Raw genomic sequence first — 15606 nt, forward strand, 5'->3', positions numbered from 1 at the left:
CTGCATCGCCGCGTGCGACGACAGGCAGCAGCTCGTCATGTCATGCCTACTTCGTGATCAGTTCGACCGGCGTTTCCACGACCGTCGACAGCTCCGACTGCTTTTTCTTGCCGGAAATCGCCTTCAGCGCCACGTCGATCCCGAACACCGCCTGTTTTGCGGCGTATTGATCGGCGGTGGCGAGCACGCGGCCGTCCTTCAACATCGGCTTGATGGCCGTGATGTTGTCGAAGCCGACCACCTGCACCTTGCCCGCCTTGCCCGCTGCGCGCACCGCCGACACCGCGCCGATCGCCATGTTGTCGTTATCGCACAGGAGCGCCTTCACGTTCGGGTTCGCGTTCAGGATCTGCGAGGCGACCGCGTTGCCCTTGTCGATTTCCCAGTCGCCCGACTGCAGCGCGACGACCTTCATGCCGCCACCTTCCATCGCGTCCTTGAAGCCGGCGCTGCGCGCCTGCGAATTGGTCGTCGTGGTCACGCCTTCGACGATCGCCACTTCATCGCCCTTCTTCAGATGCTTGGCCAGATAGTCGCCGACCTTCTTCGCGCCCTTGCGGTTGTCCGGACCGACGAACGGCACGTTCAGATTCTTCGACTTCAACACGTCCGGGTCCAGCCGGTTGTCGATATTGACGACGATGATGCCCGCGTCCGCCGCCTTCTTGATCACCGGCACGAGCGCCTTCGAATCCGCCGGCGCGATGATGAGCGCGTCGACCTTGGAGACGATCATCTGCTCGACGATGCGAATCTGCGCGGCGGTATCGGTTTCGTCCTTGATGCCGTTGGTGATGAGATCGAACTGGCCGGAGTTGTGTTGCTGATAATCCTTCGCGCCGTTTTCCATGGTCAGGAAGAACTCGTTGGCGAGCGACTTCATGACGAGCGCGACCTTCGGCTTGGCCGGCGTCTGCGCAAAGACGGACGACGATGCGAACGGCAGCGCGGAGCACGCGATCAGCGCGACGGCGGCCGACAGCACGCGGCGGCGGATGTTTCGATTCATGGATCTCCTCCAGTACTTTCGTTTTGAGTTGTCTGGGCGAAACTGATTCTGGTCAATCTCATAGCCTGACGAGCGTTGGCAAACGCAAATGTCCAGTCGCTGCTTTCAACGCTGTTCAACGTTTGCCCGCCGTCGATTCTCGTTGCGAAGCGGCGTCGGGTCAATCGGGCTAACGTGTAGTGGGCGCTTTGAACATGCGCCGAAATGATGGCTCGACCGCATTCGCAAGAAGAAAGCCGCCAGCCGCGGCCGTTGGAGGATGCAATGTGCTAGCGGTCAAGGGTTTCAAAGGTCTTCCACCGACTCGCCTTCGATCTCGTTGTCGATGATCTTGCGCGCGTAGTCGATGCCCGCGCGCACCGCGTCGATCGGGCTTTCGAAAGGTTCCTGATCGGGCACGCCGAACATCGCGGTGCGGCCGCTGTCGCCGTGCGCGCTGCGGGATATCGTCGTGACGATATCGAAATGGCGCGGACCGTCGTCGGGTTCGTCACGCTCCTTCGCGCGCCGCAAAGCCTGCACCTTGATTTCGAAACCCTTGTAGTGATCGGATAGCGGAGTGGACATGCGCGTGCTCCTTGTCGTTGGTGGCGGCCGTGGGTAGGACAGCCGCCTTTTCTGAATGCTGCACTAAAAACTCTCGAGGCGTCCATGAACATGCCGGTCTTACGGCGAGCTGCATACGCGCGCTCTTTCGCCTTGTAGCGAAAGCCGTTTGCAAGGCGTATTCCCTCTCGTCTCCCGATTTCACCCGATGCCACACATCAGTGATATTCGGTTTGCCATAATGCACGGGCGGATGGCGCATGCTTGTCAGGCGCATCCGGCATTCGTCGTCCAAAGAACAAACTTCATTCAAATCAGGGAGCGTCACATGATCATTCGAGCCACCGCCCTTGCAGCAGTCATCGCTGTTTCCAGCCTCACGATCAGCGCGAGCACGGCGTTCGCCGCCAACAGCCAGCAATCGAAAATGACCGACTGCAACAAGCAGGCAGCCGACAAGAAAGGCGATGAGCGCAAGGCGTTCATGAAGAGTTGTCTGTCGTCGTCGGCGCCCGCCGCCGCGCCCATGACCCAGCAAGAGAAGATGACCGCGTGCAATGGTCAGGCATCCGGCAAGAAGGGCGACGACCGCAAGGCGTTCATGAAGAGCTGCCTCAGCAACAAAGGCTGATTGCCGGCATTGCGTAATGCGCCGCGCGGCATCGCGCGGCGCCCATCCTTCGCCACTTGCTGCTTGGGGATATTGCACTGCACCCAAGCAAATGATTCGCACCGTCGTCTTTTTCTCCTAAGATGGCGCGAAGGCGGCCCCCCAATATTCGAAGAAACACGCCATCGGCCGCCGCTCGTCTAGCGGGGCGTCATGCCTCGCACGGAGGCAATGGATGGCATGGAGACACAAGAACCGCTGGTTCAGGCGGTGGCTCGTCACGATCACCTTCTGGCTCGTGCCGGTGATGATCGTCGCGGTCAATGAAGTACGCGACGAAATGGCCTACAACACGGTCGATCTGCAAAAGTCGCTATCCACGTGGGAACTGACCGATGCCCAACGCGCATCGGGCGCCGCGGCCCGCTGTCATGGCGCGCCCGACGAAGCGCGGGCCGCCGGCTGTCCCGCCGACATCCTCAGCGCTAATGCGGGCAAGCATCAGGAAGCGCTCGACGAATACGATCATCGCAAATCCACGCTCGCGGGTTATCTCTGGCACGCGTTCGTCGGCTACTGGGTCGTTCCTGCTGCATTTTTGTTCGTGCTCGGCATGGTGATCGGCATCATTCGACGACTGCTACGGCGCACGCCAGGCGAGCAAAACGCTTCGGCAGCCGCGCCCGCGTCCAAAGTAAAAACGACGAGTCACCCTTGAAGCCGGGTCGGGAACGGTCGTTGCTACTGGTGACAGCGGCCGCAGCGTAACATCAACGGCCGTGCGGTGAAATAAATGCAAGCCATACGGAAACGGTTCGGGCGAAAACGCGCTGTCAGGTCTTTCCAATCGAGCGGTTTCCGGGTGAGCGTTGCGCTGTATCGCATGACGAAGGTTTTTGTCGTGTAGCTACGCAACAACGATATCAGTGACAGATTGGGAGTAAGCTTGCCAAGTCAAAGTTACCGAAGGGAGCGGCGGCACTGCGCGCGGGTTGGTTCGAAGCAATTTTTCGGGTCACCCGGCGGGGTCTGGTGGTTGCACGGTGCTGTGCTATAACTTGGCGAACCTCACCCTCCCGATCTAATGGGGTTTCCCAAATTCCACGATGGAGAACAACGATGCAAAGACGAAACTTCATGCTCAAGTCGACGGCTGTGCTGGCACTTGGCGGCCTCACGCTGGCGGGTTGTACGACCAATTCCAACACGGGTCAGGAAAAGGCCGCAGGCACCGCTGACGACCGCCGCTCCATCGACGCGGACGTCGACAGCGCAATCCAGCGCCTCTATTCGACCGTCGCCGGTTCGCGCGAACTGGTCGCCAAGTCGCGCGGCATTCTGGTGTTCCCGTCCGTCATTCAGGCTGGCTTCATCGTCGGCGCGCAATACGGCAAGGGGTCACTGCGCGTGGGCGGCGGCACGGTCGGCTACTACAGCACGACCTCCGGCTCGTTCGGCTTGCAGGCAGGCGCGCAGTCGAAGTCGCTGATCTTCCTGTTCATGACGCAAGACGCGCTCGACAAATTCCGCAATTCGGACGGCTGGTCTGCCGGCGCGGATGCATCCGTGGCACTCGTGAAGATGGGCGCAAACGGCGCGGTGGATACGAACACGGCCACCAGCCCGGTCGAGGCGTTCGTGCTGACCAACGCCGGCTTGATGGCCGACGTATCGCTGGCAGGCACGAAGGTGACGCGCCTGAAGATGTAAAAGCGGGGCTCGCGCGGCCTGGCCGCGCGTTTTGCTGCTTTTGGCGTCGACAAAGCATGACCGCCGTGTGTCGCGACTTGACGGTCGCGGCACACGGCGGTTTTTTTGTGCTTTCGCGTTACGGACTTAAGTCGTCGCGCGATCGATCAGCTTGAAGCGCGAGCGCTTCTGCGCGCGCACGACGGACTGATACGCATCGATATACTGCCGCGCCATCCGGTGCGCGGTGAAGCGCTCCTCGAAACGCTTGCGCACGCCTTCGCGCGACAGCGTATGCAGCCGATTCACGGCGGCGACCGCACCGATCTCGTCTTCGACGATGAACCCCGAGACGCCCTCGTCCACCACTTCCGGCACGGCGCCGCGATTGAACGCGATGACAGGCGTGCCGCACGCCATCGACTCGATCATCGCCAGACCGAATGGCTCCGGCCAGTCGATCGGAAAAAGCAAGGCATGTGCGCCCGATAAGAACTCGGCCTTCTGACTGTCGTTGATCTCGCCGATATATTCCACGTACGGCAACTTGAAAAGCGGCGCGATCTCACGTTCGAAGTATTCGTGGTCCGCCGCGTCCACCTTGGCGGCGATCTTGATCTTCAAGCCACAACGCCCGGCAATGCGAATGGCCGTATCCACGCGTTTTTCCGGCGAAATGCGCCCGAGAAATGCCAGATATTCCTGCTTGACCGGTTGCGGTTCGTAGAGCTTTTCCGGCAGCGCGTGATAAACCGTCGTCACCCACTTCGCCTGCGGCAGCGGATGACGCTGCGCATCGGAGATGGACACCACCGGCGCGGTGTTGAAAGTATCGAAAACCGGCTGCTGCTCGGGCAGATCGAGCCGGCCATGCATGGTCGTGAGAAACGGCGTGTCCTGGCGCTTGAACAGCGAGAACGAGTAGTAGTCCATGTGGAAGTGCAGGACATCGAAGTCTTCCGCGCGGCGGCGCACCATTTCCAGCAGCAGCATGTGCGGCGCGATGCGGTCGCGAATGGCCGGGTCCAGACGCAACGCGCGCGGCCAGACGGCTTCGAGATTCGCTTTGGTTTGCGAGTCGCCGGTGGCGAAAAGCGTGACTTCGTGACCGAGCTCGACGAGCGCCTCGGTCAGATACGAGACGACGCGCTCCGTTCCGCCATACAGCTTGGGCGGCACCGATTCCGTCAACGGGGCAATCTGGGCAATTCTCATCGTTCTCGTCTCCCTGTCGGCCGTGAACTTCGTGCCGGCCGGCGTCAGCGCTGCAATGCTCGTTCTCGCGTCATGCGAAAAGGTCGCGCCAAGTTCCCTAAACGTTCGGGCAAGTCGCCTGAACGTGTGTCGAGTATGACAGTAGGCCGTAAGGTCTGGATAACGAGGTTTGCCCTAGGCGACGGCGCGCTCGTTTTGCGCGCTGGTTTGGCACGTGATGTCATTATCGATGGCTCATGCGTCAGCACCGCCGCCTATTTCACTTTCATCGCTCTGTTACAGGTCCGAAACAATCGTTTCGGATGGCGGTTACGGGTTCTTTTTCATGGCCGGCGCGGGCTTCTTGCGCGGTTTGCCACGAAGATCGGCAAGGAAATTGTCCCGCCACACGCCCAGATCGTATTTGCGCAGCGAAGTCATGTTGGTTTCGTAGCGCTGGCGGCGTTCCGCGAGCGGCATGGCGAGTGCGCGCGAGATGGCGTCGCTGGTGCCGACGATGTCATGCGGATTCACCATCACCGCGCCCGTCATTTCCGCGGCCGCGCCGGCGAATTGCGACAGCACGAGCACGCCCGGATCGTCGGGATTCTGTGCGGCGATATATTCCTTGGCGACGAGATTCATACCGTCGCGCAAGGGCGTGACGAGCCCGACTTGCGATTCGCGAAACAGCGACATCAGCTTCCACCGGTCGTAACGCTGATTCAGATACCGGATAGGCGTGTAATCGAGGCCGGAATAGCGCCCGTTGATGCGCCCTGCTTCGTATTCCAGATTCTGGCGGATCTGTTGATACGTCTCTACGTCCGAACGCGTAGGCGGCGCAATCTGCACGAGCGTGACGTTGCCGCGCCATTCCGGCGACTTCTCCAGAAAATGCTCAAACGCGCGAAAGCGCTCGACGAGCCCTTTCGAATAATCGAGCCGATCGACGCTCATGATGAGCTTGCGCCCTTCCAGACTCTGCTTGAGGTCCATGACATCCTGACGCGCTTCGCCGCGCTCGGCCTGTTCGGCGATCTCGTCCGGAAACACGCCGATGCGGTAGACGCCCGTCGTGAGCTTGCGACCGAACGCTTCGACATGTCCGTCGGGCGTCGCCGTGCCGTGCGCGTGCCGCACGATGTAATCGTGGAACGCGGTCTGATCGCCCTCGGTCTGAAAGCCCACGACGTCATAACAGCACAGCGACTTGACGAGCTCCTCGTGAGGCGGAATGTTCAAGAGAATTTGCGGCGACGGAAACGGGATATGCAAAAAGAAGCCGATGCGATTCGTCACGCCCGCGCTGCGCAACGCCTCGGCGAACGGAATCAGGTGATAGTCGTGCACCCAGATCACGTCTTCCGGTTCGAGCAGCTTGATGAGTTTGTGCGCGAGCCACGAATTCACGCGCCGATACCCCGCGTATTCGTCACGATCGTAGACGGCAAGATCGTTGCGATAGTGGAAAACCGGCCACAGCATGGCGTTGGAAAAGCCGCGGTAGTACTGGTCGTAGTCCTTCTTCGGCAGGCCGACGGTGGCGAACGTCACCGCGCCGTCTTGCTGTAGCGTCGGCCCCTGGTTCGCGACGGTCTCGCTCACCACGTCCCCGCTCCAGCCGAACCACACGCCGCCGCTGTCTTTCAGCGCGCCGAACACGCCGACGGCGAGGCCGCCCGCAGAGCCCTTGGTTTCGGTCGGGGTAGCGACCCGGTTGGATACGACGACGAGACGGCTCATGAGTATTCCTTTTTCGTTTGCTGACTACGATGATTCGGTTACGGTGCTTCGCTTGAGATTTCTATCGCTTCTATCGCTTCAGCGCATCCACCGGCGCGGTCGATGCCGCCGAGTTCGCGCGCGGATCGGGACCCGTGCGCTCGCCCCGGCTCGCGACCGGGTCCGCCGCGGTATTCGCGGTGGTGGGCGATGCCGTGTTGGCGCGTTCCAGCGGCGGCGCGAAGTCTACGTGCTTGCTGTCGGTGGAGAGATCGGCCCGTGCGCGTGGCAGATACTGCGGATACGCCGCCTGCACGAAATTCAGCAAGCCTTCGCGCACCCGGCAGCGCAAATCCCAATTGAGCGCGGAGTCGAAGGAACTGACGAGCGCGCGCAATTGCATGGCGTGCTCGGTGGCATCGGTGACTTGCAGCACTTGCACGCGGCCGTCCCACTCCGGCGCGCTCGCCAGAATGCGTTCGAGTTCCGCGCGCAGCGGCGCGATCGGCATGCGGTAATCGACGAAAAGAAACACCGTGCCAATGATCTGCGAGCTATTGCGCGTCCAGTTGGTGAACGGATTCTCGATGAACCATTGCAACGGCACGATCAGCCGCCGCTGGTCCCAGATGCGGATCGACACATACGTACCCGTGATCTCTTCGACGCGGCCCCACTCGCCCTGAATCACGACGACGTCATCGAGACGAATGGGTTGGGACAGCGCGATCTGCAAGCCGGCGATCAGATTGCCGAGCACGGGCCGTGCGGCGATACCCGCGACCAAACCCGCCACGCCGGCGGAAGCCAGCAAGCTCGCGCCGATCTGCCGCACGCTCGGAAACGCCATGAGCGCCCCGCCAAAACCGATGATCACGATCACCACCATGACCGAGCGCGCCAGCACGCGCGCCTGCGTGTGGATGCGGCGCGCGTTGAGATTGTCGTCGGTATCGAGCGGATGCGCCTGCACGATCGCCTCGCCCACCGCGCTCGCCGAACGCGCGGCGAGGAACGTGAGCGCACCGATCAACGCGACGGTTTCGATATCGCGCAATACGCCGATGAGCGGCAGCGTGTCCGGCGCCTCGAAGATCACGAAGCCGAACGCGAGCATGATGACGAGGACGAGCGCGGGCGCGTCGATGTAGCGCAACACCGTGCTCATCAGCGGATACGGCCGCGCGACGCGCGTCAAGACGCGCGCACCGATCCGATGCACCCCGATGGCGACGATCAGTGCGATGGCGGCGGCGCACAGCGCGCCGGGCCAGGTGCCGAGCGGGCGCTCGGCTAGATCGAGAAAGCGGTCGAAAGAAAGCATGAGCGTCGCGGGATCAGCCTCGCAGGAAGGTGGATACGGCGGCCGCGTGCACGAGCCTTGCCACTATGCGCCATGTCGGACGCATCGTGCGCGGTTCGTGCTGCCGGGGTGCGTCTTTAGTCGGCGTCCAGGTCGGCTTCTACGTCTTCAAGTGCAGCGGCGGGCGGCGTCGAGCATCAAGCAAATTCGCTGCCCGCCTCGCAGCCTTGCGATCAACGTTCCGCCTTGCAGGGAAACGCCTTGCCAAGTCCGAGCGACACCATGGTCGTCGCATTGAAGCCGGACTTGTCGGGATTGTCCGCGATGTACTTGCGCACTGCATCGGTCAGTTGTTGCGGCTTGACTTCGGCGGGCAGGCAAAAGTATTGGCCGACTTGCGGGCCGGAGGTTCCGCCAATTGCCTCGATGGTGTTATACACGCCGTCCGCGGCGCCTTCGATATAGGCCGCGCAGGCAGTACGGGAGTTCGGGTCGGTCTTGGTGCAAAGTTGATTCAAATCGCTGCCAGTGAATGCGAACGCGCTGACGGGCGTGGCGAGAACACAGGCGAAGACGAATTTCCGCAGCATGGTCTTCCTTTTATGTGGAGCGGCGGCTCGAAGGGGCGCGGCGGCCGCGCCTGGCCGCCCGCTCCCCGTGGTTACGTTATTTTGCACTGTTTGTGCTGCTTGCGGCGCCCGTCGAGGCCGCCGGCATGGCGTCGAGGCGAGCCTGCAGGCCTTCCGCGACGTCTTTCTCGTTGTACTTCTTCGCGAAATCCACAGCCGTCATGCCAAGCTGGTTCTTCACGCGCAAGTCCGCGCCTTCGTCGAGCAAAAGCTTGCAGGTGGACAGATGCCCGCCGCGCGCGGCCATCATGAGCGGCGTCGTGCCGTTCGGCGCGCCGGCATCGATATAGGCCGAATGGTCGAGCAGAATTTTCACGATATCGTCATGACCGTTGGTTGCCGCGTAGTGCAGCGGCGACCAGCCCTTCTTGTTCACTTCGGCATCCTTGGCGATCAGGAGATTCACGAAAGTCGCGTCGCCGTTGAGCGCGGCGAGCATCATCGCGTTTTCACCGGCCGGGTCCTGCTTCTCCAGATCGGTCTTGGGATTGTCGGCAAGCGCCTGGCCTACCTTGTCCGACTTCTCGCGCGCGGCGATCACGATGAGCGGTGCGCCCGTGTTGTCGACGGTATTCGGGTCCGCGCCCTGCGAAAGCGCCTTCTTGACCGAGGAGATGTCGTCGAACTTGACGTCCTTGATGAGCGCGTCCACGGACTCGGCCAACGCGGGTTGCGCGAACGCGCACGCGGCGAGCAGCACGCCGACCAACATTTGCCGCGTGCTCGAACGTGTGCTCGTGCGCTTGCTTTGTCCCGCTTCACGCGAGGAAGACATCATGGATTTATTCATAGTGAACCTTTGGATTGCCTTTGAAACAGTGGTTCTCGCCGAGCGTGCCGGTCAGACGGCCTGCGCGCCCGGCGGGAGCTTGAACAGCCGGAAGAAGTTGTCGGTGGTGGCTTTCGCGACCGCTTCGTCCGTCTCTTCGCGCAACTGCGCGATGTGACGTCCGACATAGCTCACGTAAGCTGGTTCATTCGGCTTGCCGCGATACGGCACCGGCGCGAGATATGGCGAGTCGGTTTCGATCAGCAGACGTTCGAGCGGCACGCGCCGCGCCACGTCGTGCACGTCCTCGGCCTTCTTGAACGTGACGATGCCCGAAAGCGAAATATGAAAGTTCTGCGCGAGCGCGGCTTGCGCCACTTCCCACGTCTCGGTGAAGCAATGCATCACGCCGCCCGGCACGCTCGCGCGTTCTTCTTCCATGATACGCAGCGTGTCTTCCGCCGACGAACGCGTATGGATGATGAGCGGCTTGCCGGTCTCGTGCGCCGCGCGAATGTGGTTACGAAAGCGCTCGCGCTGCCATTCCATGTCGGCGATGCTGCGGCCTTCCAGCCGGTAATAGTCGAGCCCGGTCTCGCCGATTGCGCAGACTTTGGGATGCCGCGCCAGTTCCACTAGTTGCGCGACGCTCGGTTCCGTTGCGTTTTCGTGGTCCGGATGCACGCCAACCGATGCGAAGATGTGCTCGTGCCGCTCGGCGATATCGAGCACCGATGGCAGCGTCTCCAGATCCACCGACACGCAAAGCGCGTGGGTGACCTTCTGCTCGCGCATCTTGTCGAGCACTTCAGGCAGCCGGTCGGCGAGGCCTTCGAAATTGATGTGACAGTGGGAATCGACGAACATCCGCTACTCCTTTGCTCTCGCGCCAAGCCGCAAGCCGAGAATGACGAGATCGCGCTCGACGCCGTCCAGCACCGCGACGCGCGGCAGCGTGCCCCACGACTCGAAACCGAAGCTGCCGAAGAGCTTCATGCTCGGCTCGTTATGTCCGAAGACGAAGCCGAGCACGGTGTCCACATCAAGCGTCGGCGCGCGCTCCAGCGCCTCGTGCAACAACAGCTTGCCGAGCCCCTTGCCGCGCGCGCGTTCGTCGAGATAAATGCTCACTTCGACCGTGCGCGCGTAGGCCGGACGGCCGTAGAAATCGGAGAAACTCAGCCACGCGATGACTTCGCCGCCCTCTTCCACGACCCACAGCGGACGCTTGTCCGGTCCGTGCGCGTGAAACCAGGCAAGGCGGCTTTCGACTGGGACCGGATCGAGGTCGGCCGTGACGAGGCGCGAGGCGACCGTCGAATTGTAGATGGCGACGATGGCGGGCAGATCGTCCAGCGTGGCGTCGCGGTATTGAAGACTCATGGCGTGATTGCGTTCAGGTTCAGGCGAAGATGCCGCGATAGCCCATGAAGAGTTCCTCGAACACGAGACGCGCGTTCAACGGATGATTCTCCACGGCGCGTTGCCGCGTGACGGTTTTCATGTAGCGCGAAAGCGCAGCCGGGTCGGCGCTGGCGGCGCATCGCGCGAGCGCCTTGGCCGCGCCCGGAAAATAGCGCGGACGGCCTGCCGTGCGCTCGGCGAGCACGTCGTAAAGCCAGCGTTGCAGCCAACCGAGCACCAGCGGCACCGGCAGTTTCTGCAGGTTTTCGCCGCACGCGAAGGCGTCGCAGTTCGGGCCGGCCGCAAGTTGCGCCAACGTGAAATCGCGCAGCGCGCGGTTCTCGTCGCTCGCGAGCGCAAGCGCGTTGAGCGGCGCGCCGCCCGCTTGCGCGAGAAGCCCGGCGGCATCGTCGATACCTCGTGACGCAAGCCACGCGCGCGCTTCGTCGAAGGGCGGCACGCTCATCGGCCACTGTCGGCAGCGGCTGATGATGGTTGGCAACAAGCGGTCGATACGCGCCGACACCAGCAAGAACACGACGCCCGAAGGCGGTTCTTCCAGCGTTTTCAAGAGCGCGTTGGCCGCCGCGACATTGAGCGCTTCGGCGGGATACAGCAGCACGACACGCAAGCCGCCGCGATGCGATCCGAGACTGCAGAAGTCAAGCAGTGCGCGTACCTGTTCGATCTTGATTTCCTTGCTCGGCGCGCGGCTCTTCTTGCCTTCGTCGCCATCGGCTTTCTCGGCTTTCTCGGCGGATGCATCGGCGGAAGAATCCGCGCCTGCCGCCGCAAGCCCTGCAAGCGCCTCGGGCAACACCGCGCGGTAGTCGGGATGATTGCCCTGCGAGAACCACAGGCAAGCGGAACACGTGCCGCACGGCTCGCCGCTCGGCAGATGCGTTTCGCACAGCAACCCTTTCGCCAGATACTGCGCGAATTGCAGCTTGCCGATGCCCGCTTCGCCATGCAGCAAAAGCGCATGCGGCCAGTTCGCGCGTAGCTGCTGGAGACGCTGCCAGTCGTTGGCTTGCCAGGGATAAATCATCGGCGGTTCAGTGGGTTAGGCGTTGCTTGAGCGTGGATCAAAGGCTCGCGATGACATCTTCGAGCTGCGTGCGGATATCGTCGATGGGCCGGCTCGAATCGACGATAAAAAACCGCTGCGGCGATTCGGCCGCGCGCCGCAGATATTCGGCGCGCGTGCGCTTAAAAAATGCCTCCGATTCGCTCTCGAACTTGTCCGGCGCGCGCGCGGCCGAACGGCGCTCGCTCGCGGTCTCCGTCGGAATGTCGAACAGAACGGTAAGGTCCGGCTGAAAACCGCCCTGCACCCAGCGTTCCAGGGCTTCCAGCTTGTCGCGCGGCAGACCGCGTCCACCGCCCTGATAAGCAAAGGTGGCATCCGAAAAACGGTCCGATAGCACCCAGTCGCCATGCGCGAGCGCCGGTTCGATGACCTGCGCGAGATGCTCGCGGCGCGCGGCGAACATGAGGAGCGCCTCGGTTTCGAGGTCCATTGGCTGATTCAGCAGAATGCCGCGCAACGTTTCGCCGAGCGGTGTGCCGCCCGGCTCGCGCGTCATCACGACAGAGCGCGCGTGCGCGGCGAGTTTTTCGGCGAGCCGCTCGCGAAACCACTCCAGATGCGTGGTCTTGCCCGCTCCGTCGATACCCTCGAATGTAATGAACTTGCCCCGCGCCATTCACTGACCCCGGATGTATTTGTCGACGGCCTTGTTGTGGTCGCCCAGGTTGTCGGAAAAGATGCTGCTGCCGTCGCCGCGCGACACGAAATAGAGCGCATTGCTCGCGGCGGGATTGAGCGTCGCGGTGAGCGCGGCCACACCGGGCAGCGCGATCGGCGTGGGCGGCAGACCCATGCGCGTGTAGGTATTGTACGGAGTGTCGGTCTGCAGATCCTTTTTCTTCAGATGCCCGCCGTAAGCCGGACCGAGGCCGTAGATGACGGTCGGGTCGGTCTGTAGCGGCATGCCGATCCGCAGCCGGTTGGCGAACACCGCCGCCACCAGCGGCCGGTCGGTTGCGCGCCCCGTCTCCTTCTCGACGATCGACGCCATGACGAGCGCCTCGTAAGGCGTCTTGTAAGGCAAATTCGGCGAGCGCGTGTTCCAGGCTTCGGTGAGCCGCTGCTGCATGATCCGGTACGCGCGCTTGTAGACCGTGAGGTCGCTCGTGCCTTTGTCGAAAAGATAGGTATCCGGGAAAAACAGTCCTTCCGCCGATGCCTTGTCCACCTCGGGCGCGCCGATTGCACGCAAGAGGTCCGTGTCGGACATGCCGGCGGTGTCGTGCGCGAGCGCGGGGTTGGCGTCGAGTTCGGCGCGCATTTTTTGCAACGTCCAGCCCTCGATGACGGTGGCCACGTACTCGTTGACGTCGCCGCGCGCGATCTTTTGCAGCACTTCATACGGTGTCACGCCGCTTTTGAACGCGTAATTGCCGGATTTGAGCTGCGACGAAAGCCCGAGCACGCGCGTCATCAACACGAAAAGCTCGGATTCGACCGGCACGCCGCCGCGAATCAACTGGGCGCTGACGCTGCGCAAGCTGCTATGAGGCTTGATGGTGACGTCGAGTTCGGCGGGCGTGAGGTTCATTGGCCGATTGGCCCAGTAATAAACGCCACCTGCGAGCGCCGCCGCGAGCACCGCGACGATCACCACCGCCACGACGCATTTCTTGAAAAGGGACATGCCAGACACACTAGGAATAAGACCAATATAATAACTTGCCCGCCTGCGCCCCGGTCAGTTTGACCGGCCGGACCGACTGACAGGATTGACCGCACTTGACGCCATGAATTCCCAAACCCAGCTTTCCCCCGGTTCCGCTCCAAGCGCCATTCCCGCCGACGACTTCGAAGCCGTGAAGACAGCGGGCGTTTTCGTGCCGCTCACGCAGTTCGGCGTGATCGACATCAAGGGCGAGGATGCCGCTTCGTTTCTGCACAACCAGGTCACCAACGACGTCCAGCATCTCGACGCATCCACGGCGCGCCTCGCGGGCTATTGCTCGCCGAAGGGACGCCTGCTGGGTTCGTTTCTCATGTGGCGTTCAGCCGATACCGTGCGTCTCTTGATCTCGCACGACGTCCAGGCGCCCGTGCAAAAACGTCTGTCCATGTTCGTGCTGCGCGCAAAGGCGAAACTGAGTGACGCGACGCCGGAACTCGCGGCAGTCGGCTTTGCGGGCGATGTGCGCGCGGCGCTCTCCGGCATCTTCGATGCGTTGCCCGACGGCGTGCATGTCAAGGTGGAAGGTCCGCATGGCGCGCTGATTCGTGTGCCGGATGCGGCGCATCGGCCGCGTTTCCTGTGGGTCGGCCCGAGGGCCGATATCGAAGCACGACTGCCCGAGCTCGGCGAGAAGTTGCGGCGCGCGGGACCGGCGCTGTGGGACTGGCTCGACATCCACGCGGGCGAGCCGCGCATCACGCAGGCGACGACCGAGCAGTTCGTCCCGCAGATGGTCAACTTCGACGTGCTGGGCGCGGTGAACTTCAAGAAGGGTTGCTATCCGGGACAGGAGATCGTCGCGCGCAGCCAATATCGCGGCACGATCAAACGACGCACGGCGCTCGCGCACGGCGAATCGGCCACGCCGGGCGCCGAGCTGTTCCATTCGGCCGATCCCGGTCAGCCTTGCGGCATGGTGGTCAACGTGGCGCCGGCCGAAGGCGGCGGCGTGGATTGTCTTGTGGAGATCAAGCTGGCGTCGCTGGATAACGGTTCGGTGCACGTCGGCGCCGCCGATGGCCCCGCGCTCGAATTCGTGCCGCTGCCCTACGCCTTTCCTGCCGACGCCTGAACGCCATGTGCCTGATCGTCTTCGACTGGCAACCCCAGGCCGCGCCCGCCAACGGCCGCGCGCTGCTTACACTGGCGGCGAATCGCGACGAGTTCTTCCGCCGCGAGACCGACCCGATGCATTGGTGGACCAACGCGCCCGGCGTGCTCGCGGGCCGGGATCTGACGGGCGGCGGCACGTGGCTTGGCGTAACGCGCGACGGGCGCTTTGCTGCGCTGACGAACTATCGCGCGCCGAGCGAGATGCGGCCGGATGCGCCCACGCGTGGCACGTTGGTCAGCGAATATTTGACGGGCGAGCGCGTCGAGCCTTTGAAGTATCTCAAGCGCGTTGCCCTGGAAGGTCATCGGTACAACGGCTTCAATTTACTGTGCGGGGATTTAACACGACGTGAGCTCGGCTGGTACGGCAATCGCGCCGATGCCGAGCCGGTTTTGCTCGAAGCGGGCGTGCATGGGTTGTCGAACAGCTTGCTGAATACGCCGTGGCCGAAGCTCGTCGCCCAGCGCGATGCTTTACGCGATTTGATTCACGCCGATGAGCGGCCATCGCTCGACGAGCTGATCGAAACCTTGCGTGACCCGCGTATCGCCGACGATCACGTCTTGCCATCCACTGGCCTTTCCATCGAGCGTGAACGCGTGTTGTCGGCGGCGTTTATCGAGAGCGATGGATACGGCACGCGCGGGACGACGGCGTTGCAAGTGTTGCCGCTGACGCATGGTATGGAGCTGCATGTCAAGGAACGCAGTGACGATGACGGTTCGCACAAGGTCGTGCGGCCGGGGGATTTTGTGCGGGCGTTCAGGTTTGAGGTGGCGTGACGCATGATCGCCGCGACCCACGTTTCAACAGTAAGAGCACTATCGCGGTAATCGCAATGGCGATAAATTCGCC

General features: G+C 62.5%; 17 protein-coding genes. 5 read left to right on the forward strand and 12 right to left on the reverse strand.

What is annotated here, in order from left to right; genetic code table 11:
* Nucleotides 1–46: 46 nt before the first annotated feature.
* Nucleotides 47–1009: a sugar ABC transporter substrate-binding protein gene (locus NCR40_RS06260; protein ID WP_244827886.1), complete on the reverse strand. Its 963-nt coding sequence runs from the start codon at nucleotides 1007–1009 to the stop codon at nucleotides 47–49.
* 285 nt (nucleotides 1010–1294) lie between these two features.
* A complete protein-coding gene (locus NCR40_RS06265) occupies nucleotides 1295–1576 on the reverse strand; it encodes a hypothetical protein (protein WP_244827887.1) in 282 nt (93 codons plus the stop codon).
* A 307-nt stretch (nucleotides 1577–1883) separates the two neighbouring features.
* Between NCR40_RS06265 and NCR40_RS06270 the strand changes: the two genes are divergently transcribed.
* The 3 genes from NCR40_RS06270 (at nucleotide 1884) to NCR40_RS06280 (ending at nucleotide 3875) form a co-directional block, all read left to right on the forward strand.
* On the forward strand, nucleotides 1884–2186 hold the full coding sequence (locus NCR40_RS06270) for a PsiF family protein (RefSeq protein WP_250509135.1): 303 nt from the start codon (nucleotides 1884–1886) through the stop codon (nucleotides 2184–2186).
* Nucleotides 2187–2400: 214 nt separating this feature from the next.
* On the forward strand, nucleotides 2401–2883 hold the full coding sequence (locus tag NCR40_RS06275; protein WP_250464863.1) for a hypothetical protein: 483 nt from the start codon (nucleotides 2401–2403) through the stop codon (nucleotides 2881–2883).
* 401 nt (nucleotides 2884–3284) lie between these two features.
* Nucleotides 3285–3875 (forward strand): BPSL1445 family SYLF domain-containing lipoprotein, encoded by a 591-nt coding sequence (locus NCR40_RS06280; protein WP_244827890.1) that lies wholly within the window; start codon nucleotides 3285–3287, stop codon nucleotides 3873–3875.
* A 126-nt stretch (nucleotides 3876–4001) separates the two neighbouring features.
* Here NCR40_RS06280 and NCR40_RS06285 read toward each other — a convergent pair whose 3' ends face one another.
* The 10 genes from NCR40_RS06285 to mltG all read right to left on the reverse strand — a co-directional run bounded on the left by NCR40_RS06285 (nucleotide 4002) and on the right by mltG (nucleotide 13595).
* A complete protein-coding gene (locus tag NCR40_RS06285) occupies nucleotides 4002–5069 on the reverse strand; it encodes a glycosyltransferase family 4 protein (RefSeq protein ID WP_244827891.1) in 1068 nt (355 codons plus the stop codon).
* Between the two features lie 309 nt (nucleotides 5070–5378).
* Entirely contained in the window at nucleotides 5379–6794 is a 1416-nt protein-coding gene (gene otsA / locus NCR40_RS06290; RefSeq protein ID WP_244827892.1) for an alpha,alpha-trehalose-phosphate synthase (UDP-forming), read from the reverse strand.
* Nucleotides 6795–6864: 70 nt separating this feature from the next.
* Nucleotides 6865–8097: a mechanosensitive ion channel family protein gene (locus NCR40_RS06295; RefSeq protein WP_250509015.1), complete on the reverse strand. Its 1233-nt coding sequence runs from the start codon at nucleotides 8095–8097 to the stop codon at nucleotides 6865–6867.
* A 212-nt stretch (nucleotides 8098–8309) separates the two neighbouring features.
* Nucleotides 8310–8666 carry a Rap1a/Tai family immunity protein gene (locus tag NCR40_RS06300; protein WP_244827894.1) on the reverse strand — a complete coding sequence of 119 codons (357 nt, stop codon included), beginning with the start codon at nucleotides 8664–8666 and terminating at the stop codon, nucleotides 8310–8312.
* 76 nt (nucleotides 8667–8742) lie between these two features.
* Nucleotides 8743–9417, reverse strand: a complete 675-nt coding sequence (locus NCR40_RS06305) for an ankyrin repeat domain-containing protein (protein ID WP_244828029.1) — start codon at nucleotides 9415–9417, stop codon at nucleotides 8743–8745.
* Between the two features lie 129 nt (nucleotides 9418–9546).
* A complete protein-coding gene (locus NCR40_RS06310; RefSeq protein ID WP_250509016.1) occupies nucleotides 9547–10341 on the reverse strand; it encodes a TatD family hydrolase in 795 nt (264 codons plus the stop codon).
* Nucleotides 10342–10344: 3 nt separating this feature from the next.
* Entirely contained in the window at nucleotides 10345–10857 is a 513-nt protein-coding gene (locus NCR40_RS06315; RefSeq protein WP_250509017.1) for a GNAT family N-acetyltransferase, read from the reverse strand.
* 19 nt (nucleotides 10858–10876) lie between these two features.
* Entirely contained in the window at nucleotides 10877–11926 is a 1050-nt protein-coding gene (locus NCR40_RS06320; protein WP_250509018.1) for a DNA polymerase III subunit delta', read from the reverse strand.
* Between the two features lie 37 nt (nucleotides 11927–11963).
* Nucleotides 11964–12584, reverse strand: coding sequence for a dTMP kinase (tmk, locus tag NCR40_RS06325; protein ID WP_244827898.1), 621 nt, complete (start codon nucleotides 12582–12584; stop codon nucleotides 11964–11966).
* Nucleotides 12585–13595 carry an endolytic transglycosylase MltG gene (gene mltG, locus NCR40_RS06330; protein WP_250464856.1) on the reverse strand — a complete coding sequence of 337 codons (1011 nt, stop codon included), beginning with the start codon at nucleotides 13593–13595 and terminating at the stop codon, nucleotides 12585–12587. It lies immediately after the preceding gene.
* Nucleotides 13596–13698: 103 nt separating this feature from the next.
* Here mltG and ygfZ point away from each other — a divergent pair, with 103 nt between their 5' ends.
* Complete coding sequence (gene ygfZ, locus NCR40_RS06335) at nucleotides 13699–14709, forward strand: CAF17-like 4Fe-4S cluster assembly/insertion protein YgfZ (RefSeq protein ID WP_250509019.1); 1011 nt, start codon at nucleotides 13699–13701, stop codon at nucleotides 14707–14709.
* A gap of 5 nt (nucleotides 14710–14714) precedes the next feature.
* Nucleotides 14715–15533, forward strand: a complete 819-nt coding sequence (locus tag NCR40_RS06340; RefSeq protein WP_250509020.1) for an NRDE family protein — start codon at nucleotides 14715–14717, stop codon at nucleotides 15531–15533.
* Nucleotides 15534–15606 lie beyond the last annotated feature (73 nt).

The sequence above is a fragment of the Caballeronia sp. GACF4 genome (assembly GCF_023631025.1).
Taxonomy (GTDB): domain Bacteria; phylum Pseudomonadota; class Gammaproteobacteria; order Burkholderiales; family Burkholderiaceae; genus Caballeronia.

What these genes read in the sequence shown, in the direction of transcription:
- NCR40_RS06260 (WP_244827886.1), bottom strand. Translation starts at nt 1,009, where the DNA reads ATGAATCGAAACATCCGCCGCCGCGTGCTGTCGGCCGCCGTCGCGCTG.
- NCR40_RS06265 (WP_244827887.1), bottom strand. Translation starts at nt 1,576, where the DNA reads ATGTCCACTCCGCTATCCGATCACTACAAGGGTTTCGAAATCAAGGTG.
- NCR40_RS06270 (WP_250509135.1), top strand. Translation starts at nt 1,884, where the DNA reads ATGATCATTCGAGCCACCGCCCTTGCAGCAGTCATCGCTGTTTCCAGC.
- NCR40_RS06275 (WP_250464863.1), top strand. Translation starts at nt 2,401, where the DNA reads ATGGCATGGAGACACAAGAACCGCTGGTTCAGGCGGTGGCTCGTCACG.
- NCR40_RS06280 (WP_244827890.1), top strand. Translation starts at nt 3,285, where the DNA reads ATGCAAAGACGAAACTTCATGCTCAAGTCGACGGCTGTGCTGGCACTT.
- NCR40_RS06285 (WP_244827891.1), bottom strand. Translation starts at nt 5,069, where the DNA reads ATGAGAATTGCCCAGATTGCCCCGTTGACGGAATCGGTGCCGCCCAAG.
- otsA (WP_244827892.1), bottom strand. Translation starts at nt 6,794, where the DNA reads ATGAGCCGTCTCGTCGTCGTATCCAACCGGGTCGCTACCCCGACCGAA.
- NCR40_RS06295 (WP_250509015.1), bottom strand. Translation starts at nt 8,097, where the DNA reads ATGCTTTCTTTCGACCGCTTTCTCGATCTAGCCGAGCGCCCGCTCGGC.
- NCR40_RS06300 (WP_244827894.1), bottom strand. Translation starts at nt 8,666, where the DNA reads ATGCTGCGGAAATTCGTCTTCGCCTGTGTTCTCGCCACGCCCGTCAGC.
- NCR40_RS06305 (WP_244828029.1), bottom strand. Translation starts at nt 9,417, where the DNA reads ATGTTGGTCGGCGTGCTGCTCGCCGCGTGCGCGTTCGCGCAACCCGCG.
- NCR40_RS06310 (WP_250509016.1), bottom strand. Translation starts at nt 10,341, where the DNA reads ATGTTCGTCGATTCCCACTGTCACATCAATTTCGAAGGCCTCGCCGAC.
- NCR40_RS06315 (WP_250509017.1), bottom strand. Translation starts at nt 10,857, where the DNA reads ATGAGTCTTCAATACCGCGACGCCACGCTGGACGATCTGCCCGCCATC.
- NCR40_RS06320 (WP_250509018.1), bottom strand. Translation starts at nt 11,926, where the DNA reads ATGATTTATCCCTGGCAAGCCAACGACTGGCAGCGTCTCCAGCAGCTA.
- tmk (WP_244827898.1), bottom strand. Translation starts at nt 12,584, where the DNA reads ATGGCGCGGGGCAAGTTCATTACATTCGAGGGTATCGACGGAGCGGGC.
- mltG (WP_250464856.1), bottom strand. Translation starts at nt 13,595, where the DNA reads ATGTCCCTTTTCAAGAAATGCGTCGTGGCGGTGGTGATCGTCGCGGTG.
- ygfZ (WP_250509019.1), top strand. Translation starts at nt 13,699, where the DNA reads ATGAATTCCCAAACCCAGCTTTCCCCCGGTTCCGCTCCAAGCGCCATT.
- NCR40_RS06340 (WP_250509020.1), top strand. Translation starts at nt 14,715, where the DNA reads ATGTGCCTGATCGTCTTCGACTGGCAACCCCAGGCCGCGCCCGCCAAC.